The 21,188-nt window shown below is 71.5% G+C and carries 24 protein-coding genes and 1 pseudogene; 13 read left to right on the top strand and 12 right to left on the bottom strand.

All coding sequences use genetic code 11. The features are described 5' to 3' along the window. Positions 1–22 precede the first annotated feature (22 nt). The 4 genes from ACIRST_RS10510 to ACIRST_RS10495 all read right to left on the bottom strand — a co-directional run bounded on the left by ACIRST_RS10510 (position 23) and on the right by ACIRST_RS10495 (position 3,345). Positions 23–439 carry a hypothetical protein gene (locus ACIRST_RS10510; protein WP_402801515.1) on the bottom strand — a complete coding sequence of 139 codons (417 nt, stop codon included), beginning with the start codon at positions 437–439 and terminating at the stop codon, positions 23–25. Between the two features lie 110 nt (positions 440–549). Continuing rightward, entirely contained in the window at positions 550–2,259 is a 1,710-nt protein-coding gene (locus ACIRST_RS10505) for an alpha/beta hydrolase (RefSeq protein ID WP_350520752.1), read from the bottom strand. Positions 2,260–2,263: 4 nt separating this feature from the next. Continuing rightward, entirely contained in the window at positions 2,264–2,665 is a 402-nt protein-coding gene (locus ACIRST_RS10500) for a WXG100 family type VII secretion target (protein WP_396548239.1), read from the bottom strand. Between the two features lie 131 nt (positions 2,666–2,796). Continuing rightward, a complete protein-coding gene (locus ACIRST_RS10495; RefSeq protein ID WP_350520750.1) occupies positions 2,797–3,345 on the bottom strand; it encodes a hypothetical protein in 549 nt (182 codons plus the stop codon). A gap of 404 nt (positions 3,346–3,749) precedes the next feature. Here ACIRST_RS10495 and ACIRST_RS10490 point away from each other — a divergent pair, with 404 nt between their 5' ends. The 3 genes from ACIRST_RS10490 to ACIRST_RS10480 are packed head-to-tail and all read left to right on the top strand — an operon-like array spanning position 3,750 to position 6,204. Continuing rightward, positions 3,750–5,327, top strand: a complete 1,578-nt coding sequence (locus ACIRST_RS10490; RefSeq protein ID WP_402801510.1) for a peptidoglycan-binding protein — start codon at positions 3,750–3,752, stop codon at positions 5,325–5,327. 17 nt (positions 5,328–5,344) lie between these two features. Next, positions 5,345–5,734: a hypothetical protein gene (locus ACIRST_RS10485; RefSeq protein WP_350520748.1), complete on the top strand. Its 390-nt coding sequence runs from the start codon at positions 5,345–5,347 to the stop codon at positions 5,732–5,734. Then, complete coding sequence (locus tag ACIRST_RS10480) at positions 5,731–6,204, top strand: protease inhibitor I42 family protein (protein WP_402801508.1); 474 nt, start codon at positions 5,731–5,733, stop codon at positions 6,202–6,204. The genes ACIRST_RS10485 and ACIRST_RS10480 overlap by 4 nt, the downstream gene beginning before the upstream one ends. 117 nt (positions 6,205–6,321) lie before the next feature. Here the strand turns inward: ACIRST_RS10480 and ACIRST_RS10475 are convergent, their stop codons facing one another. Next, complete coding sequence (locus ACIRST_RS10475) at positions 6,322–7,023, bottom strand: DUF4328 domain-containing protein (protein ID WP_402801505.1); 702 nt, start codon at positions 7,021–7,023, stop codon at positions 6,322–6,324. Between the two features lie 276 nt (positions 7,024–7,299). On the opposite strand from ACIRST_RS10475, the gene ACIRST_RS10470 reads away from it, so the two are divergent. Continuing rightward, positions 7,300–7,761, top strand: coding sequence for a nitroreductase family deazaflavin-dependent oxidoreductase (locus ACIRST_RS10470; protein WP_350520745.1), 462 nt, complete (start codon positions 7,300–7,302; stop codon positions 7,759–7,761). A 77-nt stretch (positions 7,762–7,838) separates the two neighbouring features. Beyond that, positions 7,839–8,351, top strand: a complete 513-nt coding sequence (locus ACIRST_RS10465; protein WP_402801503.1) for a DinB family protein — start codon at positions 7,839–7,841, stop codon at positions 8,349–8,351. Here the strand turns inward: ACIRST_RS10465 and ACIRST_RS10460 are convergent. Next, the gene (locus ACIRST_RS10460) at positions 8,264–8,539 is read right to left on the bottom strand and encodes a hypothetical protein (RefSeq protein WP_402801502.1); all 276 of its coding nucleotides are present in this window, start codon (positions 8,537–8,539) and stop codon (positions 8,264–8,266) included. The two genes, ACIRST_RS10465 and ACIRST_RS10460, sit on opposite strands and share 88 nt — an antisense overlap. 205 nt (positions 8,540–8,744) lie before the next feature. Here ACIRST_RS10460 and ACIRST_RS10455 point away from each other — a divergent pair, with 205 nt between their 5' ends. After that, positions 8,745–9,371 carry an Imm43 family immunity protein gene (locus tag ACIRST_RS10455; RefSeq protein WP_402801500.1) on the top strand — a complete coding sequence of 209 codons (627 nt, stop codon included), beginning with the start codon at positions 8,745–8,747 and terminating at the stop codon, positions 9,369–9,371. Between the two features lie 13 nt (positions 9,372–9,384). Here the strand turns inward: ACIRST_RS10455 and ACIRST_RS10450 are convergent. Next, positions 9,385–9,636, bottom strand: a pseudogene (locus ACIRST_RS10450) (transposase family protein); the annotation flags it as partial. 195 nt (positions 9,637–9,831) lie between these two features. Between ACIRST_RS10450 and ACIRST_RS10445 the strand changes: the two are divergent. Continuing rightward, positions 9,832–11,238, top strand: coding sequence for a M14 family metallopeptidase (locus ACIRST_RS10445; RefSeq protein ID WP_402801497.1), 1,407 nt, complete (start codon positions 9,832–9,834; stop codon positions 11,236–11,238). 190 nt (positions 11,239–11,428) lie between these two features. Beyond that, positions 11,429–12,055, top strand: coding sequence for a hypothetical protein (locus ACIRST_RS10440; protein ID WP_402801495.1), 627 nt, complete (start codon positions 11,429–11,431; stop codon positions 12,053–12,055). A gap of 230 nt (positions 12,056–12,285) precedes the next feature. Here the strand turns inward: ACIRST_RS10440 and ACIRST_RS10435 are convergent, their stop codons facing one another. Both ACIRST_RS10435 and ACIRST_RS10430 read right to left on the bottom strand, forming a co-directional pair. Next, positions 12,286–13,002 (bottom strand): TetR family transcriptional regulator, encoded by a 717-nt coding sequence (locus tag ACIRST_RS10435; RefSeq protein ID WP_402801493.1) that lies wholly within the window; start codon positions 13,000–13,002, stop codon positions 12,286–12,288. After that, a complete protein-coding gene (locus ACIRST_RS10430; RefSeq protein ID WP_402801490.1) occupies positions 12,999–14,543 on the bottom strand; it encodes an MFS transporter in 1,545 nt (514 codons plus the stop codon). The genes ACIRST_RS10435 and ACIRST_RS10430 overlap by 4 nt, the downstream gene beginning before the upstream one ends. Before the next feature lie 256 nt (positions 14,544–14,799). Between ACIRST_RS10430 and ACIRST_RS10425 the strand changes: the two genes are divergently transcribed. Beyond that, a complete protein-coding gene (locus tag ACIRST_RS10425; protein ID WP_402801487.1) occupies positions 14,800–15,546 on the top strand; it encodes a hypothetical protein in 747 nt (248 codons plus the stop codon). Further along, positions 15,543–16,892 carry a nucleotidyl transferase AbiEii/AbiGii toxin family protein gene (locus ACIRST_RS10420; RefSeq protein ID WP_402801485.1) on the top strand — a complete coding sequence of 450 codons (1,350 nt, stop codon included), beginning with the start codon at positions 15,543–15,545 and terminating at the stop codon, positions 16,890–16,892. Before ACIRST_RS10425 ends, ACIRST_RS10420 begins: the two co-directional genes overlap by 4 nt. A gap of 117 nt (positions 16,893–17,009) precedes the next feature. Here ACIRST_RS10420 and ACIRST_RS10415 read toward each other — a convergent pair whose 3' ends face one another. Both ACIRST_RS10415 and ACIRST_RS10410 read right to left on the bottom strand, forming a co-directional pair. Then, positions 17,010–17,414 (bottom strand): hypothetical protein, encoded by a 405-nt coding sequence (locus tag ACIRST_RS10415; protein ID WP_402801483.1) that lies wholly within the window; start codon positions 17,412–17,414, stop codon positions 17,010–17,012. Positions 17,415–17,527: 113 nt separating this feature from the next. Beyond that, complete coding sequence (locus ACIRST_RS10410) at positions 17,528–18,073, bottom strand: hypothetical protein (RefSeq protein ID WP_350520734.1); 546 nt, start codon at positions 18,071–18,073, stop codon at positions 17,528–17,530. A gap of 146 nt (positions 18,074–18,219) precedes the next feature. Here ACIRST_RS10410 and ACIRST_RS10405 point away from each other — a divergent pair, with 146 nt between their 5' ends. Further along, entirely contained in the window at positions 18,220–18,864 is a 645-nt protein-coding gene (locus tag ACIRST_RS10405; protein WP_402801481.1) for a hypothetical protein, read from the top strand. A gap of 118 nt (positions 18,865–18,982) precedes the next feature. Here ACIRST_RS10405 and ACIRST_RS10400 read toward each other — a convergent pair whose 3' ends face one another. Then, positions 18,983–19,276, bottom strand: a complete 294-nt coding sequence (locus ACIRST_RS10400) for a DUF1330 domain-containing protein (RefSeq protein ID WP_396548267.1) — start codon at positions 19,274–19,276, stop codon at positions 18,983–18,985. A gap of 183 nt (positions 19,277–19,459) precedes the next feature. On the opposite strand from ACIRST_RS10400, the gene ACIRST_RS10395 reads away from it, so the two are divergent. Both ACIRST_RS10395 and ACIRST_RS10390 read left to right on the top strand, forming a co-directional pair. After that, entirely contained in the window at positions 19,460–20,536 is a 1,077-nt protein-coding gene (locus ACIRST_RS10395; protein WP_402801479.1) for a GlxA family transcriptional regulator, read from the top strand. A gap of 215 nt (positions 20,537–20,751) precedes the next feature. Further along, a complete protein-coding gene (locus ACIRST_RS10390) occupies positions 20,752–21,075 on the top strand; it encodes a hypothetical protein (protein ID WP_402801476.1) in 324 nt (107 codons plus the stop codon). Positions 21,076–21,188: the final 113 nt, after the last annotated feature.

Raw genomic sequence — 21,188 nt, 5'->3', positions numbered from 1 at the left:
CCCCCGCCGCGCGGGCCGGCGGTCAGCCGCCCGCAGAAGCGCTCCCGCTGGGGCCGGGCTTGACGCAGGGGGCGATGACGGTCACGTACAGGGTGTCCGGGGCGGTGTCGGGTTCGCCGACCACGACCGAGGCGGTGAACTTGTTCGAGTCGTTGGACAGGTCCAGCCGCTGGTCGTCGTTGCGCGTGACGGAGAAGCCGTCCTGCTTCAGCCGCTGCTGCACCGCTTCGAACACGGCGTGCACCTTCGGCCCGGGAATGCCGCCCAGCGTGTACCTGATGTAGGGCATGTACGTCTGGGGAGAGCCGAGCGGCCCGGCCTCGCACGCGTCCTTGTCCACCAGTGGCTCGGCGACCTTCACGCTGTCCTTGTCGGGGAGCACGGCGAGCGCGTTGGAGGAGTACGCCTTCACCTTCTCCTCGGCCTGCCCCAGGTTCATCGACGGAGTGTCGCTCCCGCAGGCGGAGAGCACGAGGGCGGCTGCCGGCAGGAGACAGAGCACGGCGGTGCGTGCGGATCGTCCACGTGGCACGAGTTGTGAGAATCGGCTCATGAGACCGGCTTTCCGGCGATGACCTGGCCGAACGCCCTCCACGACGGGGTGTCCGAGTTCCAGTAGTGGTCGTGATCGGTGTTCTGGGACGGCAGGTGCTGCGCGCCGAAGGCCGAGTTCATGGGGTCGCGTCCGAAGCGCAGGTGGTAGTCGTCGCTGAGTGGGTTGTAGTTGCTGGGGGAAAGGGGGTCGGGCGTCCAGTCCGTGATCGAATCGTCGCCTCCGAGCACCGCGTACACCCTGGACGGGTCCATCTTCGTCCCCTTCGCCAGATCGACGTTGAGGTCGGCTGCCTTGTCGACCCCGACGCCGGGGCTTCCGGCGAAGACCACGCTGTCGACAGGCAGTCCCTTGTCCCGCATGGCGTAGCCGACGACCGTGCTGCCGTAGCTGTGCCCGACGATCGTGTTGTGGGACGGCGACCCCTGGTGGGTGGCACGCAGGCCGGACTGGAAGTTGTAGAGGTTCTGCTCCGCGTCCTTGGCATATCCCTCGTAGGCCGCGTCCGGGATGACCTGTGGGAAACCGGGCCTCGCCGACTGCGGTGCGGTGTAGTTCACGTAGGCGATCGTGGAGACCTTGGCGCCCGGGCTTGCGTCGATGGCGCTGCGGTACATCTCCTTCGCCTTGTCCATGGTGCCGCTCACACCAGCGAGCTTGGACTCGGTGCCCGGGACGAAGGTGGCCACGTGGTCCGCGGTGTCCGGGTCGTTCAGCGCGAGGATCGCGCGGCCCCCCGGTGCCGTGGCGTCGAGCGCGAGCAGGTACGGCCGCGGGTCCTGGGCGCTGACGGGCAGGTCAATGCGGTCCTGGAGGGCCTTGAGGCCCGTCAGTTTGCCCTGCAAGGCGTCGCGCTCGGCCTTCCAGACGATGTGGTCCGGACTTTCGGTGGCCCCGTACGGGGTCCCCGTCACTGAGACGGGCTCGGACTTGTCGAGGTCGCTGAGCTGCTTTTGGAGGTCCGCCTGGGTCCGGGTCAGGTTCACCCGGTTCGCCTGGTCGCGGACGGCTGCGGGAACGCCGTCGAGGTTGCCGATCTGGTCGGGGTTGTCGTGGATGAACTTCTGCTGTTCGGTGTCGGTGAGGCCGTCCCACCACTTCTTGACGCCGGTCGGGTCGGTGCCTGCGGGGGGTATCTGCTCGCGCCCGGTCTGGGCGGCAAGGTCCCTCGCCGCCATGGCGGCGTCCAGGCCGAGGCCGTTGCTCGCGTTACTGGCGAAGTGGTTGAGTCGGGCGCTGATCTCCCGGTCCGCCTGGTCGGCTTCGTTGAGCGCGGAGGTGATGCGGTTGCTGATGGCGATGGCCGTCGTCTCGGCACCGGCGCCCGCGTAGTTCGCGGACGTCGGCTCGTTGTCCCAGGTGATGCGGCCGTCGGGGGCGACGGTGAGCTTGGCGGCCTTGGCGTCGTCGAGGGCGTAGACCAGGTGCGACTGCGCCAGTGCGAACTGCTCGGCGGCTTTGGCGAGCGCCTTGCCGACGAGGTCCAACTCGGTGTGTGCGGACTGCAGTTCGGTGCCCAGGAAGCGGATCCGGGCCTGCGCGTGGTCGGACGCGGTGCCGGTCCAGTGCGAGTTGGCCAGCCGGTCGGCGACCTCGTGCTGCCAGGATTCGATGTGCTGGCCGAAGGCCGAGTAGAGCGCGTCGAACGCGTTCTTCGCGATGGTGATGTTGATGACGTCGGCGTCGTACAGCGTCTTGATGTCCACCGGGCTACTCCGTGGCCTTCGCGCTGGAGGGCTTCACGGGGCCCGGGACGACGGCCGTGCCGAACGGGTCCGGCTCGTCAGGCACCGGCGCGGCCGGGTTCCGCATGCTCTGGTGGACGTCCTTCTCGACCTGACGGTAATAGGTGGCTGTCGTGCCGAGTTTGGTGCCGACGTCGCCCATGTCGCCGGCGAGCTTGTCCAGCAGCGTCTTCCAGTTGGTGCCGCAGTCCCGCACCGCCGCGGCCGTCAGCCACCCCTGCAGAGTGCCCGCAGCCTGGTTGCACGGCTCTGCGAGCTTCGACGTCTCACCCGGTATCAGACCGCCGATGTGCTGCGCACTCTGTCCGCAGCCGTCCAGTTCGGCCGGATTGACCTTGAACTGCAAGCCGGCATCAGGATCTGCCACGTTCTTCCCCCCGTTGTCCCCCCGTGTCCCGGGCCCGGCGTCCTGCCCGGTTCCGAGAGCTTTCAGTTTTGGATATTAACGGATCATTGATCTATAGGGGGCGAGTATCGATCGGGCTCGATCGGACCGTGTCACGGAGTCGGTGGCTTGGTGCCGTGGGGCCAGACACAGGGGGAGGTGAATCCGATGGTCAGGGTTGTGGTCCACTCGCCGCCGTCGTAGATGGAGGCGCTGAATCCGTCTTTCGGATTGTCGAGCGAGATGTTGTCAGGTCGGCTGCTGGTGACTTTGAACCCGGCAGCGGTGAGGTGGTCCCGGAAGGCGTTGAAGGTCGCAGCATGCTGGTCGGCCGGGATGCCCCGCAGGTAGCGCGACGTCACGGCCGTCATCCGGCCGTCCTCTTCCGAGGGGGCGTCGTTCTTGAAGCAGTAGGCGCCGTTGTCGCGGTCGGTGACGGCGGTCACCGGCTGGGGGAGGGCGGCGAAGGTGTCGGCAAAGTACGCCTCGGTCTTCTGTTTCGCCTGCTGAAGGGTGATCGTCGGGCTGTCGTCTGTGCCGGCGCAGGAGGTGGCCATCAGGAGGGCGGCGACGGTCGGCAGCGCCAACCGCGCGGCATTGGTGCAGCGTAGGCGGGCGCCCGTATCGAGCTCGAACTCCGAGACTGCATCAGAAGCCGCCATGTATCCCCCATTGCTGCCGGGCCGGCGTACTGCCCGGTTCCGGGATCATTTGATGTCGGATATTAACGGGTCGTCGAACGGATTCGGGTGGGAATCGATGGGGCTCCGGGCGGTCGTCGGCCGGGCGGCTGAGGGGTCGGGCCGCCGGGTGGGGGCGGGATCCTGTGATCGTTCCGGGGGGATCCGGCGGGTTGTGCGCGCGTTGTGCGCCCGTTGTGCGCACACCCTCCGACGTGGTGTTCCTGCAGGTCGGAGGGGTCCGGGCCGGCCGCTATGCTGTCCGGCGGTCTTCGGACCGCATGACGGGATATCGGGGGAGATGTCATGGACAGCGACGGTTCCGGGACGGGCCGGGGTGCCGGCCGGCAGCACCGGCGGCAGTACCGGCGGCAGGGGGCCTGACGGTGCCCGACCACGATGCGCACCCGCTGGGGGAGAAGCCGGGCAGTCAGCGCCAGCAGGCCGAGCGGTTGAAGAAGACGATCGACGAGTCGCACGGCATGTGGGGCGCCGGTGATCTCAAGTACGCCGTCCACGACGCCCTTCAGCTCGCCGCCCCGAAGGGGGACGCGGGCAAGCTCGGTGAACTCGCGGCCGCCTACACCACGGCGGTCGGGCAGATCGACGAGATCCAGATGAAGGTGGAACGCGTCGGCTCCCAGCACCTGCCCGACGCCTGGACCGGCCAGGTCGGGGAGAAGGCGGCCGAGGTGGTCAAGGCCTCCGCCGACGACCTGACGCACTGTCGTGACGCGCTGGGCCAGGGGCGGCTGCACCTCGCGACGCTGGCCACCGCGCTGAGCGAGGCGCAGACCCTGCACGGGCAGGGGGCCGCGCCGCTGGGCGAGGCACTGAGCCTGCTGCACAAGATCACCGTCGCCGGCGCGCCGGACCTCGTCCACTGGGACGACGACACCATGCACAGCGCGCACGCGAAGGCGAAGGACGGCATCAAGTCGATCTTCGACGCGGCGGTGAAGGCCGAGACCGCCGGCCGTGCGGCCGCCCGCGAGCTGAACGCGCTGGCGGGCAAGGCGCTGGCGGGCAAGTTCACGAACAAGGGCCTGGGGGCGGCCGACAAGCTGGTCCTGGCCGACGCCGCCACGGCCGGGAACCAGAGGTACGGCAGCATCCTCACGGCCACCGACGTCACCAGGGCCGGCCAGTTCATGGACAGGATGAGCGAGGCCGACCGGGCCCGCTTCGACCGGCTGCTGGCCGGCAGCAAGTCCCCCGAGGAGCGCGCCTACCTGATGAAGGCGCTGGCCGCCGGGCACGGCTACGACGAGGTCAAGGCCTTCGACGACCTGATCCACGAGCACGCCGACAGTCCTGGCTGGCTGGCCGAGCGGATCTCCCCGGTGCAGCTCGACGCGACCTCGTCCCAGACCAGGGACACCGGCTACCAGGGCGTCCAGTGGACCCAGGGCAACCACGGGACCTGCGTGGCCGCCTCGACGGTGACCGCCCGGGCGCTCGTCGACCCGCTGTTCGCCTTCCAGCTCACCACCGGCGGGCACCCCGGCGACCCGCAGTACGACAACGGCAAGGCCGCGAAGGAACGTTGGGACCAGGAGACGAACCGCGTCTACGACACCCGCGGCTGGTGGCACCGGATGAGGGACGGGATGACGTCCTGGGAGTCCACGGACGTCGCCGACGACGAGATCGGCAAGCACACCGGCACCGAGTACCACACCGTGGACCTGGAGGGCGCGGATCAGCGCAAGGACGTGCTGGCCCGGGTCGAAGCGGCGGTGGACCAGGGCAAGCCGGTGCCGATCGAGGTCAAGGAGGACACCTGGCTCGTGCCGAGCCGTCACCAGATGATGATCATCGGGCACCGGGGCGACCAGCTGGAGATCTACAACCCCTGGGGCTACACCGTGTGGGTCAGCGAGGACGACTTCGTCCACAACCACATGGGCGGCGCGACCAAGGGCCGGCTGCCCGTCGCCAACAACGTCAGCATGCCCAAGTGAACCGGCAAGGAGCAGAGTTGAGCACACCCCAGCCCATGAGCGACGCCCGGCTGGCCGAGCTGGACGTCGAGGTGCTGCTGCGCTTCGGCCTGCCGGCCGCCGGCCCGCACCGCGCCACGCTGTTCGGCGACGGCGCGGTGGCCGCCGCGATCACCGTCGACCGGCTCGGTGTCCTGCCGCGCGCCCTGGTCTTCCTCGGCGAGGTGGTCCGCTCCGGCGGCACCCGCTACGCCGCGCCGCTGCCCGAGCCGCTGCCCGGCCCCGCGGCGGCGGTGGCGCGCGGCTGGCTGGAGGCCGCCTCGATGGTCGTCGGCGATCCGACCGGGGACCTGCTGGTCGCCCGCTGGCTGGACGCCGTGGCCACCGTCCTGGCCCTGCGGGTCACCCACCGGGAGGCGACCTCGTGAAGAAGTGGCAGCGGATTCTCCTCGTGCTGGTCGCGGTGCTCGCCGTCGTGGGCACGGCGGGCGCGGTGGCGATCCACCGGATGACGACCGGCAAGCTCGACCACGGCACGGTGGTCACGGCGACCACGGGCGAGATCACCGTCCGACCGGGCGAGCTCTTCTCGATCGAGGTGGGCGCGTACCAGATGGCCGGCGACATCTGGTCCGTGGCCGATCCGGCGCCCGACGCCGCGGTGGTGCAGACCGTCGGCGACGAGTACGTCCGGGACTTCGGCGTCGGGGACCTGCTCGACTTCGGCGAGATCGGCGCTCTCGGCTCGGGTGGCCACTACTACTTCGTCTTCCGCGCCGCCCCGAACCCCGGCCGCACCACCGTCACTCTGCACGTCGACTACCGCGACCAGGACGGCATGACGTTCTCCGGCGGGCCCGCGCAGGCCAGGCGCCAGTTCACCGTCCGGGTCGCCTGACGCCTGACGCCTGACGGCTGAGGCCTGACGGCTGAGGCCTGACGGCTGACGGCTGAGGCCTGACGGCTGAGGCCTGACGGCGGCCTCGCGCGCGGCCGGTGCTCCGGCGGCGCGGCTTCAGCTCCGGACGGTCGCCGCGGACACCCCGTACGCCCCGGCGGCGGACTCGGCGAAGCGCTGCTCCTGCATGCCCGTCAGCTTGCGGACCATCAGGACGGCGAAGACCGCGGCGGCCACTTCGAGCAGGTCGGAGGCGGTCAGCCAGAGGACGGACTGCTGGTAGGTGTCCGGGAACTCGGCCTTCGCGTTGTACTGGGCGCCGATCCGGTCGACCACGCCGGCCGCCAGGAAGGTGCCCCACCAGAGGTTGAGCAGGGTCTGCGGGAGCGGTGGGCGCACCCCCGACCCGTCCGGGCGGGCACCGGCCTGCCAGATGTCGCCGGCGATCTGCCGGGGGAACCAGAGTGCGGCCACGGGAGTGAACCAGCCGCCGATCGCCCAGCCCCGCCTGTACCGGTGCCCGTGCGGGTCCAGTGTCTCGGCATTCACCCGCACCCGGTAGAACCAGGTGATGAACGCCGCACCCGAGGCCACCAGGACCAGCATGTGGATCGTGCTCGCGTTGTCGCGGAGCTGGTCCACGGCGTTGAGCGTGGCGTCGTCGACCAGTTCGGTGTCGGTGGCGAGGTCCCCGGCCGCCTGGTACATGCGGAAGTCGGCGACGAGTGAGAACAGCGTCGTGGCGCACGTTGCGGCGAGCAGCGCGGTGGCGGCGATGGAGGCGGCTCGCGGCGAGCGGTACACGGCGGGTGAAGGCATCGGTGAAAGGCTCCAGGAACGGACCGGAATGGCGGAGCGACACCTTAGGGCCTGGACATTCGTTCGCACCAGTCCATTTCGGGGACCGGTGTCACCGCGCAGGCCGGAGGCAGGGGCGGTGCGCGGCACGGGCGGCGCGCCCGGCGGCCCGCGTCCCGGGCATCCCAGCCATTCGCTTGAAGTTGTCGGCGGAGCGGCAAGGGCGCCCTCCCCATCGCGCGGCGCCTGTGCTGGACTGTCCCGGCACAATCCGTACACGACAACGGGGTGACGGCGATGCCTCTTGAGGGCGAGTACGATCCGAGTCCGGCACAGTGGGTGCGCGAACAGGTCGAGCTGTACGAGAGTTCGGGCGGCACGCAGGGGACGACGCTCTGGGACACCGGCCTGCCGGTCGTCATCGTCACGATGCGCGGCGCGAAGAGCGGCAGGATCCGCAAGATTCCACTGATGCGCGTGGAGCACGAGGGGCGGTACGCGGCGGTGGCCTCGAAGGGCGGCTTCCCGCGCCACCCGGACTGGTACTTCAACCTCAAGGCCGAGCCGCAGGTGGAGCTCCAGGACGGCCCCGAACGCCGGCGCATGACGGCCCGTGAGGTCACCGGGGACGAGAAGGCGCAGTGGTGGCAGCGCGCGGTCGCCGCGTATCCGCCGTACGCCGAGTACCAGGAGAAGGCCGACCGCGTGATCCCGGTCCTCGTCCTCGAACCCCACCCCCAGGACCCGCCTGTCCTGTGACACCGAACCTTGACCGCGTGCCATCGAAGGTTGATCAGGTCGCGTGACAGGGTCGGCCGGTGACGACAATCGACCGGGTGACCACTGTCGAACGCCCTCTGCCGCCCCTGAACGCCGACGAGCGCACCACGCTCGAAAGCTGGCTCGACTTTCATCGCGCAACACTCGCCATGAAGTGCGAGAGCCTGGACGACGAGCAGGCTGCCGTCGCGTCCGTGCCGCCGTCCGGCTTCACGCTGACCGGTCTCGTCCGGCACATGGCGGAGGTGGAGCGGAACTGGTTCCGCAGGGTGTTCGCCGGAGAACAGGCCCCGCCCATCTACGCCCCAGAGGCTGACCCGGATGGTCCCGACGGCGGCTTCGATCTGCCCGAGGGCGCCACCCTGCGTGATGCTCTCGCCACCTGGCACACGGAAATCGCCCGCGCCCGCGAGCACTGCGCCGGCCGTGCTCTGGCCGACACCGGCCGCTTCATGGAACAGGACGTCAGCCTCCGCTGGATCTACGTCCACATGATCGAGGAGTACGCCCGCCACAACGGCCACGCCGACCTGGTCAGGGAACGCATCGACGGCGCCACCGGCGTATAGCGAGGTTCCTGGAGTTCTGCCGCTACCTGCGCAGCCTCCACCCGCCCGAGGTCCGGACCACGATCGTGCCGGTAGGAGCCGTCACCGCAGCGGCGAAGGACCGGCAGCAGATGCACCACCACCCGCGACGGCAGATTCCGGACCCGGGCCTGCACTCTGCCGGTCTGCGCCGGCGCCTCGTCGACCATCTCGAACGGGACAAGCGGGTCAACTCGCCGAGACGGCCGGGCGCGAACGCCCCTGCGGCAACCACGACCTCACGAGAGATGACAGACTGAGCACCCACGGAGCTCCCGGCGAACAGTGATCTCGGTCGATACGGTTCCAGCAGGAGCTCCGTTCCTAGGCCGATGGCGGCGGCGGAACGGTGACCCCGCGTCTGGCTGATGAACGATGGTGGACGTCTTGCACTTCGCGCTCGCATACAAGGAAGAGGCCCGCTGCCCCGTCTTCCTGAACGGAGTCATCCATGAGGAGTTCTCCGACGACGGCTACGACAAGCCGATGCAGTACGCCTGGCACTACGCCGTGGGCCACGCGCCGCCGGCCGACCTCCCGCCGGAGCTGTGGCTGATCACGAAGGGCCGGGCCTACGACTTCGACTTCCACACGGCCTTCGGCGGGCACGTCGTCAGCGGCGACTTCCTGTCCCTGATGCAGTCCACCGACACCGGCAACTGGCAGGCCGCGAAGCTGCACGCGGTGTCCACCAAGGGCGATCCGAGATCGGCGAAGGACTATTTCTTCGTGAAGTTCCCCCGGGCCGAGTTGCTGAAGGTCGAGGACGTGGTCGACCTTGAGAGGTCGAAGATCGACTTCCGCCCCGACGGTCAGATCAAGAAGGTCTGGGAGCTCAGGTTCAGGAAGTCACCGGAGCGCGACCTGTTCTTCATCGACTGCGTCGCGCTCCTGGGTATCGCCTTCTGCTCGGAGAGGTTCGCCGAAACCGCGAGGCAGTTCGGGGCGAGGGGGGTCGAGTTCGTCGAGCTCCCCGAGATCGGGCGCATCCAAGGTGCATGACCGCTTCCTGGAGCAGGTAGTGGAGTCGGGCGATGCCGAGAATCGCGTGGTGGACTCCGCCGCCCCGTGAGTCGGCAGTCGCGCAGGATCTTCCAGTCTTCAGGCGCGCGCAGACGTGCTCGACTCGCGGCCTGGACCCGCTTGTGCTCACGGTCGTGCTCGACTTGCCACTCGGTCGGTTCTCCTCCGCGGGGCCGGCGGTGCGGGATGACCAGGCGTCGGTGCCCGGGTAGCCGCCGTCGGCGATGATGGTCGTTCTGCCGACGAAATCCCATCCGGCAGGCGACGCCTGCTGCCCCGTCATCGCGCGGGCGCCACTGCGACCACGGGATCCGCGCGAGCCGGGGAATCGGTCTTTCCGATGTCTTGACGAACGCATGACACTGACGGACCATCAAGCTGGCGCGCGCCGAACCTCCTCCACCGTTCCGCCCCCACGGACCCCCACAGGAGGACAGTCATGCGACTGCCCCGCCGAGGGAAGCCCGCCGCGGCCACCGCCGTCCTGCTGGCTCTCGCCCTCGCCACCCCGATCACCGCCCGGGCGGCCTCCCCCGACCGCCCGTCGGTGCCCGCGTCCGCCACCGCCGCGGACACCGGCACCGACAACACCCTCACCGGCACCGACAACGCCGGCACCGACACCGCTCGGCAGTACCGGATCGACGGACCGCGCACGGTCGCCGAACGCACCGCCGTCGCCGCGACCGGCGCCTCCGTCGACGCCGTCCTGCCCGACGCCGTCGTGGTCACCGCCGACCCGGCCGAGGCCGACCGGCTGCGCGCGCTCGGCTGGTCGCCGGTCGCCCTGCCCGGCCCCCGCTACGGCCTCGGGGCCGGCACCGACGGAGCGCCCGGCGTGGCCTACGACTTCCCGCAGGCCGACTCCGGCTACCACAACTACGCCGAGGCCACGGCCGACATCGACGCCGTCGTCGCCGCGCACCCCGACATCATGAGCAAGCGCGTCATCGGCACCTCGTACGAGGGCCGGCCGATCGTCGCGGTGAAGATCAGCGACAACGTCGGCACCGACGAGAACGAGCCCGAGGTGCTGTTCACCGCCCACCAGCACGCGCGCGAGCACCTCACCGTCGAGATGGCGCTCTACCTGCTGCACGAGTTCGGCGACAAGTACACCACCGACAGCCGCATCGCCAACGCCGTCAACAGCCGCGAGATCTGGGTGATCCCGGACCTCAACCCGGACGGCGGCGAGTACGACATCGCCACCGGCCGCTACCGCAGCTGGCGCAAGGACCGCCAGCCGAACCCCGGCAGCAACAGCGTCGGCACCGACCTCAACCGCAACTGGGACTACAAGTGGGGCTGCTGCGGCGGCTCCTCCGGCTCCACCTCCAACGAGACCTACCGGGGCAGCGCGCCGGAGTCGGCCAAGGAGACCAAGGTGGTCGCCGACTTCGTCCGCAGCCGGATCGTCGGCGGCAAGCAGCAGATCACGGCCGCCATCGACTTCCACACCTACAGCCAACTGGTGCTCTGGCCGTTCGGCTGGACCACCGCCGACACCCCCACCGGCATGACCGCCGACGAGTACAACACCTTCGCCACCCTCGGCCGCACCATGGCCTCCACCAACGGCTACACGCCCGAGCAGTCCAGCGACCTCTACATCACCGACGGCGCCATCGACGACTGGCTGTGGGGCACCCAGCGGGTCTTCGCCTACACCTTCGAGATGTACCCCGGTCCGAGCGGCAGCGGCGGCGGCTTCTACCCGCCCGACGAGGTCATCGGCCGTGAGACCAGCCGCAACCGCGAAGCGGTCCTGCGCCTGGTGGAGACGGCGGACTGCGTCTACCGCGCGATCGGCAAGCAGCAGCAGTACTGCGGCATCCCCGCCTGACCGACTGCCCGACCGACCGCCCGCCTGCCCGTCTCCGTACGGGTCGTGCCCGGACCGCCGAGCGGTCCGGGCACCACGGCGTTCGCGGCCCTCCTGGCGGAGCCTACGGAGCCCGGCCGTCCTGGACACCACGTGCGGCCTCGCGGCCTGCCGGCGGCCGGTGTCGGTGACGGTCCGTACGGTGTGCTGCATGGAACAGGAACGTGCCGTAGGTGCCGAGCGCTTCGGTCCGCTGCCCGGGCGGGTCGGCCACGTGGGCGGGATCGAGTCACTCACCCTCGACGGGCGGCGCCACTACTTCGGCTTCGACTACCGGAGCGACCTGGTCGTCTCACCGCTGATCGACGACCCGGGCGCGATGGCGGCCTTCGCCGCCGAGCACATGCGGCAGACCGACGGCCGCCACGGCGAGGCCTACTGGGCGGACCTCGTCGCCGACGCGGTCGGGACGTCGGGGCTGGTGTCGCGGAACGCCGAGCGGGAGTTCACCACGGCGGACCTGCGCGCCGACCTGCCCGGACCCGGGAGCCACCTGCTCTACCTGCTGGACGCGGCCGGTGAGTGGGACGACGCGTTCCCCCTGCCGTCGGAGGCCCGGCAGGCCTGCGCGCGACTGGGGTTCGACGAGGACGACCTCGCGGAGTGCGTCGACGAATGCCTGCGGGCCCTCGGGGAGGGCGGGGCGCCGGGGGAGGACGGCCGGTCGGACGAGTGGACGGTCGTCCGCTGCTACGTCGCGTCCGCGGTGACGCACCTGCCCGGCAACTGGGCGCTGCTGTTCGCCCCGCTCGCGGAGGCCGTCGCCGTGCGGGAATGAGCCGTCGGGCGCGCCCGGGCGGGGGCGGGCGCCCGCGGGGGGGGGGGGGGGCCCCCGGGGGGGGCGGACCGCCGGGGCGGGCGGGCGCGCGGGCGCCGCGGCGGCCCTGGGGGGGGGGGGGCGCGGCCCCGGGGGGGGGGGGCGCGCGGGGGGGGGGGGGGGGGCCCCCCGGGCCGGCGGGGGCCCCCCCCCCCCCCCCCCGGGTCGGGGGCGGACCACCGGGCGGGGGCCTACCGGGCGGGGCGGCTCGCGGCGAGCAGGTCGGACAGGAGGGGGAGCAGGTCCTCGGGGTCGGCGGCGGCGAGTTCGTCGAAGGCACCGCCCGAGCGGGCCAGGATGACCCCGACGAACGCGGCCGCCGCCAGTTCGGCCCGCAGCTGCGGCCGGTCGACCTGCTCGGCGGTGAAGCGGTCGTGCAGGGGCTGGACCAGCCGCTTGCGGAGGTAGGCGCGGGCTTCCTGCTGCACCTCGGTGTTGTCGCCGGGCAGCACGGCGGCCCGGAAGGTCGGGCCGGGGCCGCGCTGGGAGAAGCGCTCCAGCAGGTGGCGCAGCCGGTCCTCCACCAGGAGGTCGGCCGGTGCCGCGCCGCCCAGCTCGACCCGTACGGTGGCCAGGTAGAGCTGCGTCTTGCCGCCGAAGTACCGGGCGATCAGGGCCGGGTCGACGCCGGCCCGTTCGCCGATCTCGCGGGTGGTGGTGCGTTCGAATCCGCGCTCGGCGAAGAGTTCCAGCGCCGCCTGGACGAGGAGCTCCCGGCTGCGGGCGGCGTCCCGGCGCCGGGGTGCGGCGGCCGCCGGTGCCGCGGCTTCCGCTGCCGCGCTCTCCGGCACGCCGCCGTCCGTGACGGGGACGGACCGGTCGGCGGCAGGGACGGACCGGTCGGTGTCAGGAACGGACCGGTCGGTGTCAGGGGCGGACCGGTCGGCCGAAGGGGTTTCGTCGGTCACCGGTCGGCTCCGGCCCGCCGCGTGGGCACCTCGCTCTCGCCGGCCACGCCGTCGGCGATGCTCTCCTCCACGATCAGCTCCTCGTCCACGACCGGTTCCCCGTCCGGGACCAGTCCGTCGTCCACGCGCGCGCCCCGGCGGGCGGCGGTCGCGGCACCGAGCCGCGGCAGGACGATCGTAGCCAGGCCGATCACCACCCACACCGCGCAGCCGATCAGGGCCGCGTCCCGGTAGCCGCTGTCGCCGGGCAGCTGCCGGCCCGGCTCGGTGTGGGCCTGGAGCACGGCGCCGCACAGCGCGCTGCCGGTGGAGTAGCCGATGTAGCGCAGCACCTGGTTGAAACTGACCGAACTGCCGACCTCGTGGGCGGGCACCGCGTTGACGATCAGCCCCGGCATCACGGCGAAGGTGCAGCCGACGCCCAGTCCGGCGATGCCCATCACCACCAGGAGCTGCCAGAGGTGGTCGCGGGCGAACAGGAAGAACAGCATCGAGACGAGCGAGACCGCGCAGCCCAGCGGCAGCACCAGGGCGGAGGAGGTGCGCCGGGCGAGGCCGGGGACCACCTTGCCGGACAGCAGGCTGACCGCCGAGAACGGCACCAGGACGAGGCCGGCGACCACGACCGAGGCGCCGAGGCCGTAGCCGGTGGCGGTCGGGGTCTGCACGTAGCGGATCACCAGCGACATCAGCAGGTACATCCCGACGCCCGCGACCAGGCCGGCCACGTCCGCGGTCAGGACGACGGGGTTGCGCAGCGCGCGCAGGTCGACCAGCGGGTGGGCGGTGCGCAGCTCGTGCCACACCCAGCCGACCAGCAGCAGGACGGAGGCGACCGCCACCGTCCACAGTCGGGCGCTGCCCCAGCCCCAGGTCTCGCCCTCGCTGAGCACGAGCAGGAGGCCGACCAGGGCCAGGCCGAGCAGCACCGCGCCGAGCGCGTCCAGCGGGTGCCGCTCGCGCTCCGCCGTCGAGGGCAGGACCAGGGCGGCCAGCAGCAGGGCCAGGGCGCTGATCACGGCGCCGAACCAGAAGCCCGCGTGGATGCCGAAGGCCTGGGCGATCAGGCCGGTGATCGGGTAGCCGAGGCCGACGCCGGCGACGGTGGTGACGGAGAGCAGCGCGACCGTCGAGCGGGAGGCCGCGGCGGGCAGGCTGTCCCGCGCGGTGGCGATGGCCAGCGGGGTCAGTCCGAGCCCGAGGCCCTGCAACGCGCGCCCCGTGACCAGCCAGCCGAAGCCGAGCGGCAGCGCGGCCAGCACGCTGCCGACCACGACGGCGGCGGCGGTGGCGAGGGTGACCGTACGGCGGTGCGGCCCGTCTCCCAGGCGGCCCAGGACCGGGGTGGCGACCGCCCCGACCAGCATCGTGATGGTCAGCGACCACTGGGCCTCGGAGAGTGAGACGTGGTCGACGGCCGCGATGGTGGGGATCATCGGTGCGCCGAGACTGCTGATCACCGCCACCACGGCGCTGAGGAACACCAGGACGGGCACCAGGGCCCGCTCACGTCGTATCGGCAGGCCCGTCGGGGTTGGCACGGACGCGTCCTCCTTCGTCGGTTGGTCGGTGGCCCGGGGTCCCGGCACTGATGTCATCGGGCGATGTCACCAGATGATGTCATCACATGATGACATGGTGCGGTGGCGGCGTCGAGGCAGTAGCGAGAGCCGCCGGGAGACGGGCCGGAGGGAGCAGGGGCGGAGCGGCGCGGCGCGGGGCACCCACCTCCCGTCGGGCACCGCTGCGCGTCGGCGGCATGAGCCGTTGTCAGACGCGCTTGGCAGGATGCTCCCCATGCTCGCCACGCTCGCCACTCGTCCTGACCCACGGCCCACCGCCCGGCCCGTCCCGTCCGATCCGCCCGACGTCCGGGGAGACTTCGAGGTGCACCTGACGGTGGGGCCCGGTGCCGCGGACGCGCTGGCCGCCTGGGCCGACGACCACGGCCTGAAGTTCACCCACATCCTGCTGGACCGCGGTGCGTCGCCCTCGCAGCCGATGCTCACCCTGCGCGCCGGCGGCACGCTGGAGGAGGTCGCCGCGGAGACCGCCCGCGTCACGGGCCGGCTGGACCGGGCCGGGTTCACCGTCCTGCGGGCGAAGATCGAGGCCACGCCGTGGTCGGAGGGCGTCCCGGCCTCGGACGAGGACGCCGTACGGCACGGGGCCGGCCGGTACTTCGAACACCACGTCAAGCTGCTGCTCCCGGGCCCGGCCCAGGAGGGCGGGGACGCCGGGCGGCGCGCCCGCCTCGCCGAACTGGTGGACCGGCACGCCGCGCACCTGTCGCGCAATCCGCGCCGGGTGCGCGAGGACGGCCGGTGCGAGTGGTTCGTGACGCAGCGGTGCCGCCTCGTGGGCCTGGACACCGCGGGCCGCCGGCTGGAGGCGCTGCTGGGGGACCTCGCGGACGACGGCCGCGACGTGGTGTCGGTGGAGCGCGAGTTCGTCGTCGTGGACAGCGACGAGGCCCTGGACGCGGGGTGGATAGCCGAGCCCGGGCATGGTGCCGGGCCGTACGGAGAGGGAGAGCCGAGATGACCGGGGACCAGTCCCAGCCGCAATCGCAGCCGCAGTCACCCGTGGGGTGGGAGGAGCTGGAGTACGGCCCGTGGCAGGGCGTCGTGCTGCCCAGGCGGCCGCCGTCCGAGGACGTCCGCGAGGACCGGGACCTGCCCAGGAGCATCCGTCCGATCGACGACGAGGCGGTGAGCCAGCAGCCGGTCTTCGACCCCGCCCTCGCCGGGTACAGCATGGCCCTCCGGCCCAGCGAACCGGCCTTCGCCGACCCGGAACTCGCCGAGCCCTGGCTCGCCGCGCGGCGCGAGGCGCTGAACACCGTGCTGTCCGCCGTGGCCGAATCGCCGTGGGCGGACCACCTGGTGCTGCGCGGCAGCATCCTGCTGCGGGCCTGGTACGGGGAGCAGGCACGGGAGCCGGGCGACCTGGACTTCGTGGTCCGCCCGGTGGCGTGGGAGCTGGAGGACGAGCGCACCGACCGCATGCTCGAAGAGCTCGCCGCCGGCGCCGAACGCCTCTCGGGGACGGTGCGGCTGCACGCGGACCAGGCGGTCAGTGACGAGATCTGGACGTACAGCAGGATTCCCGGGCGCAGGCTCGTCCTGCCGTGGTCGGCGCCGGGCGTCCCGGGTGGGACGGTCCAGCTGGACTTCGTCTTCACCGAGCACCTGCCCGTCGAACCGGAGGCCTACCGCCTCCCCGGCGTCACCGGCCCGCTGCTCGCCGCCACGCCACAGCTCTCCCTCGCCTGGAAGATCCTCTGGCTGGTGTCGGACAACCACCCCCAGGGCAAGGACCTCTACGACGCGATCCTGCTCTCGCGCACCGCCGAGGCGCCCTACGACCTGCTGCGCCAGGTCTTCACCGGATCCGACGAGAACTGGTCGCGCTGGCCGCTCCTCCCGCAGCAGATCAGCGGGCTCTACGTCGACTGGGACGAGTTCGCCAAGGACTACCCGCAGTTCGCCGGGCCCGTCGAGGAGTACCCGGCGGAGCTGCTCGCCGCGCTCCGCCCGACCTTCGCCGACCGCGGAGAGTACGCACTGCGCGCCCGGTGGCTGGCCCCGTTGACCGAGGAGCTGCGGGACGTGCTGGCGAGTGAGGGCATGGACGCGGTCCAGCAGCGGCTGGACCGGCACCACCTGCCCGCGGAGAACATCCTGGTGATCACCTGCGAGCTGCTGGACGGTGATCTCGACGGCGCCTTCCGCGCCGTCGCCGACCGCTCGGACCGGGCAGACCGGGCGACCCGCAGACTGGTGGAGGCCTCCGACCGCTTCGCCGTGGAGCTCACGGGCGGCCGCGCGGCGGACAGTGACAGCGACGGCAAGGCCGACAGCGACAGCGACGGCAACGCCGACGGCTGACGGTCACGGGGCACCGCTCCGCACCGCTTCCGTGGCCGGTGGTGCCGGCCACGAGAGCGGTGCGGACGGAGACCGGACGGGAGACGATGCAGCGCTGCCACCGCCGGCCGCCGACGGTCAGACCTCGAAGGGCCAGACGGCGGTGCGGTCCCGTGCGACCCGGACCTCGACCCACGAGCCGTCGACACCGTCAGGCAGTGGCGGGCGGCCGCCGCCGGCCTCGGCGATCTCGAACATGATCAGCGCACCCCCCACGTCCAGGTCCGCCACGCCGTCTTCGTCGAGGCTCAGGACCCCGCGCAGCACCGTGTGATCGCCGTCCTCGCGCACCTCGGGCGTGGCCGACAGGCTCGGCCAGGCGTTCCCGGCCCAGACGACGTCCTCGTCCACGGTCCACTCGACATGGTGCTCCCGGCCCACCGCCTCAGCGGCTCCCCGCCAGATCACCACCGCACTGCCGACGGCCGAGCGCACTCGAACGAACATCGGCTCCGCCGGGGCCGACGGCACTGCTTCCACCATGACCAACACCCCGCCATCATCCTCGACCCACCCGGCGGCGACGCCACCGGGCTGCACCGGACGGCGGGAGAATCCGTTCGCGGCCGCGGTCGCCGTCGGGTTCCGTTCCCCGGTCAGTCCTCCTCGTCCAGTTCGGACAGGGCGTCGGCGACGAGGCGGGTGGCGAAGCCGTGGTCGTTGTTGCCGGCGACCCGGTTGATGTGTTCGGCGAGCAGCACGGCCAGGGCCTCCAGGGGGTTCATCTCGTCCCCGGTCCAGGGCCCGTACTGCGCCCGCCACAGGGAGGGGCTCAGGCCGGTGCCCGCGGCGATGAGCAGACCGGCCATGATGGGGACGACCTCGGGGCGGAAGGTCCTGGGCATCATGCGCATCGTGGCCACCAGGCTGGGCACCACGTACTCCACGACGTCCTGCTCCTGGCGCTCCAGCGTTCCCCGCAGCCAGTTCATGAACACGTAGATGAGGGTGCACGTGCCGTCGACCAGCTCGTCGAGGCCCGTCGCGCCGAGGGACGCGGCGAACTGCTTGATCATCCGCTCCTGTTCGGAGTCCGTCCCCGTCTTGCCGTCGTAGACGGCCTTGAGCCGGGAGTCGACGACCATGAGCGCGGCGCTCACGTCGCCGACGGGAGCGAACTGGGGGTCGCAGGGCGATGACACGGGACTCCTCCGCGGGCGGCTACGAAACGTGACACTGCACGTTCGCAGCGTAGTCCGTCCACCGCCCCGGGGTCAGGCGAATCCTGAGGAAGGGTCATGCGACGGCTGCCCGGGGACTGTCGGTGGGGGGCGTTAGGGTCCGGTCCATGGACGCAGACGAAGCCCTCTGGTACCGGATCGCCGATCTCCTGCCGGAGCCCGCGCGCGAGGAGGTCAAGGACTGCTGGCTGATCGGGGAGCAGGAGTGCGGGCTCGACCTGCTCGTCGGGGGCCTGCTCGCCCGGCAGGTCCCGATCGGCGGGGCGGACCGGGCGCAGATAGCCGTGCTCGCCGAGCAGTGGGGCGGGCGCGAGCAGCTGACGCCCGGCATCCTGCGCTGCCCGGACGACGGCGCGCCCGCCCCGGTGCGGCTCCTCGACGCGGAGGGCTTCGGCGGCGCTGCGGGCGACGGTCAGGGTGCAGGCGGTGGCGGGAACGACGGTGGCGGCGACGGTACGGCCGGTGACGGTACGGCCGGTGACGGTGCGGACGGCGGTGACGGGGTCGAGGTGGTGACGGGCTGGCGCGAGCCGGAACTCGCCGACCTGCTCCTGGTGCCGTGGATCGAGTGCACCCGCTGCGGCCGGGTCCTGCTGCGCGCCCACAGCTGGGAGCCCTGGGACGACCTCTCCTACCTCGCCGAGTACTACGTCATCAGCACCTCGGACTACGACACCGCGCTGCGGATCCTCCCCTACGGCGCCGCCGGCGAGGCCTTCGCCGAACTCCTGCACGGCTGCCCGGAGTACTAGGCAGCCGCGTGCGTGGTGACGCCACCGATGAGCCGACAAATCCGAAACAGGACAGTCGAGACGTCGGTCGGTCGAAGGGCCGGACCCACAGGCGGCGTCACCATGGACATCATCACTGTCAGTCGATGCCTTCGACGATGCGGAAGTCGCGCTCGAAGCCGTCGGGGAGGGCCGCCAGCGCCTTCTGGTACGCCTCGCTCTCGTGTGTCGCGACGGCCTGTTCGAAGCTGTCGAACTCGATCAGAACGACGCGTGAGGCGATTCCGGCTTCGTGGGCGACCACTCGACCGTCGCGGGACAGGACGCGCCCGCCGCCGGCCCGGACGGCCGGACCGGCCAGCTCGTTGTAGGCAGTCAGGCTCTCGGGGTCGGAAATGACGGGGTAGACGCTGGCCCAGTAGCCCTTGGCCATGGAAACCTCCTGTGCTCGGCCGGACACGTCCGACTGCGAATGGACAACTCGGATCGATCGATCCCGACGGGGGCTCAGGAGGTCGAGGTTCTCAAGGGTCTCCGTCGAGGTCGTGCCTCGATCCTTGCCGGTCGAGCCGGCCCCGACCATGGCGGAATGGTCAGCCTCCGATACATTCACGCCATGCCCGTCGACCATGCCGTCCTCGGTACTCCCGGCGCCCGCGGCCCGGCCGGTCGCACCACCGAACCGGATCGCGCGCTGCGCCCGGGACCGCGGCCCGGCACCCACAAGGTGGTCGTCCTCGCACTCGACGGGATCTACCCCTTCGAACTCGGCATCCCTCAACACGTCCTGGGCTCCGTCGGCGGCCGCTACGAGGTGGTGACCGCGAGCGTGGACGGGAAGCCCGTGCGCACCGTCTCGGACCTGACCGTCACCCCCGGGCACGGCCCCGAGGTGCTGGCCGAGGCGGACACCGTGATCATCCCCGGGTACGCGATCACCGGGAGATCGGCCGCCGCCGCGGACCCGAAGGCCCTGGATGCGCTGTCCGGCGTCCGGCCCGGCACCCGTCTGGTGTCGATCTGCAGCGGTGCCTTCCTGCTGGCCGCCACCGGTCTCCTCGACGGGCGTCGGGCCACCACCCACTGGGCGCTCAGCGACCGCTTCCGGGAACTGTTCCCCCGGGTCGAGCTCGACACCGACGTCCTCTTCGTCGACCACGGTGACGTGTTGACCTCGGCGGGGGCGGCCAGCGGCTTCGACGTCTGCCTGCACCTGCTGCGCCAGGACCACGGCACCGAGGTCGCCAACCAGGCCGCCCGCTTCTGCGTCATGCCGCCGTACCGGGACGGCGGTCAGGCACAGTACATCGAGCGGCCACTGCCGCCGACGGGCGCCACCGGCACCGGGCCGACCCGCGACTGGGCCCTGCAGCGGCTCGAACTACCGCTGTCGCTGGACGAGTTGGCCGCGCACGCGGCGATGAGCACCCGTACCTTCGCCCGGCGCTTCAAGGAGGAGACCGGTCTGAGCCCCGGCCGCTGGCTGATCTCGCAGCGGCTGCGGCGGGCCCGGCACCTGCTGGAGTCCAGCGATCTGCCGGTGGAACGCGTCGCCCACGAGGTCGGATTCGCCACCGCGACCTCGTTGCGACGGCACCTCGCGGCGGAGGCCGGAGTCGCCCCGTCGGCGTACCGTCGCACCTTCCGTGCCCCGGATCCGGCCACCGGCGAGGCGGGCTCCGTCCCCGCCTGAAGCAGCCGGGAGGGGTCGAGCGACCGAAGCGACCCGGGCGCGCAGTTGCGGCGGCGACGCCCGGCTGCGTCCGTCGGCGACATCGATCGGCGCACGTCAGGAATTCCCCGACAAAACCCGCGCAGCCGTCCGGACCGCATTCTCCGTCATGTTCACGGCACAAATGGCCGGAGTTTCAGAATGCGCCCCCGAATGCGCCCCTCGGTACGCCGTGAATGCACCTCCTGCACCAGTCGGGTGATACTGACTCGATTCTTCCCGCCTGCTACGTTGATTTCCGCCGCGGACGCACCTCCGTCGAATTGGGGGACATCATGGTCGACTATCACGAGTACACCGTGGAGATCTACGACGCCAACGGGGCACTGGAGCACACGCTCCACATCCACGACGACCACCACCAGGCCCACGGGTTCAACACGCAGGGGACGCTGAAGAACGTGCAGATGCTCGTCTCGATCGCCGCCAATGCGCTCAAGATCGCTCCGGCGAGCATCAAGGGATTCCGGTACGCGGGCAAAGTGATCAAGAGGAATTAGCCGGAACAATCCCTCGGAGCGGGGGGGGGGGGGCAACCCGCGGCCCCCTCCCGTTTACCCCCCCCCCGCGGGACACCCCCCGGGGGCCCTCGGCGCAGAGGGGCGGGGCCCCG

The sequence above is a fragment of the Kitasatospora sp. NPDC101447 genome, assembly GCF_044767225.1.
GTDB lineage: Bacteria > Actinomycetota > Actinomycetes > Streptomycetales > Streptomycetaceae > Kitasatospora.
This window is presented reverse-complemented; position numbering and strand designations above follow the sequence as displayed.

Bases quoted from the DNA above. Each gene is read 5' to 3' on its own strand.
- ACIRST_RS10510 (WP_402801515.1), bottom strand. From the start codon at position 439: ATGAACCTGGGGCAGGCCGAGGAGAAGGTGAAGGCGTACTCCTCCAAC.
- ACIRST_RS10495 (WP_350520750.1), bottom strand. From the start codon at position 3,345: ATGGCGGCTTCTGATGCAGTCTCGGAGTTCGAGCTCGATACGGGCGCC.
- ACIRST_RS10475 (WP_402801505.1), bottom strand. From the start codon at position 7,023: ATGCCTTCACCCGCCGTGTACCGCTCGCCGCGAGCCGCCTCCATCGCC.
- ACIRST_RS10470 (WP_350520745.1), top strand. From the start codon at position 7,300: ATGCCTCTTGAGGGCGAGTACGATCCGAGTCCGGCACAGTGGGTGCGC.
- ACIRST_RS10460 (WP_402801502.1), bottom strand. From the start codon at position 8,539: ATGGTCGACGAGGCGCCGGCGCAGACCGGCAGAGTGCAGGCCCGGGTC.
- ACIRST_RS10455 (WP_402801500.1), top strand. From the start codon at position 8,745: ATGGTGGACGTCTTGCACTTCGCGCTCGCATACAAGGAAGAGGCCCGC.
- ACIRST_RS10445 (WP_402801497.1), top strand. From the start codon at position 9,832: ATGCGACTGCCCCGCCGAGGGAAGCCCGCCGCGGCCACCGCCGTCCTG.
- ACIRST_RS10440 (WP_402801495.1), top strand. From the start codon at position 11,429: ATGGAACAGGAACGTGCCGTAGGTGCCGAGCGCTTCGGTCCGCTGCCC.
- ACIRST_RS10425 (WP_402801487.1), top strand. From the start codon at position 14,800: ATGCTCGCCACGCTCGCCACTCGTCCTGACCCACGGCCCACCGCCCGG.
- ACIRST_RS10420 (WP_402801485.1), top strand. From the start codon at position 15,543: ATGACCGGGGACCAGTCCCAGCCGCAATCGCAGCCGCAGTCACCCGTG.
- ACIRST_RS10415 (WP_402801483.1), bottom strand. From the start codon at position 17,414: ATGGTGGAAGCAGTGCCGTCGGCCCCGGCGGAGCCGATGTTCGTTCGA.
- ACIRST_RS10405 (WP_402801481.1), top strand. From the start codon at position 18,220: ATGGACGCAGACGAAGCCCTCTGGTACCGGATCGCCGATCTCCTGCCG.
- ACIRST_RS10400 (WP_396548267.1), bottom strand. From the start codon at position 19,276: ATGGCCAAGGGCTACTGGGCCAGCGTCTACCCCGTCATTTCCGACCCC.
- ACIRST_RS10395 (WP_402801479.1), top strand. From the start codon at position 19,460: ATGCCCGTCGACCATGCCGTCCTCGGTACTCCCGGCGCCCGCGGCCCG.
- ACIRST_RS10390 (WP_402801476.1), top strand. From the start codon at position 20,752: ATGCACCTCCTGCACCAGTCGGGTGATACTGACTCGATTCTTCCCGCC.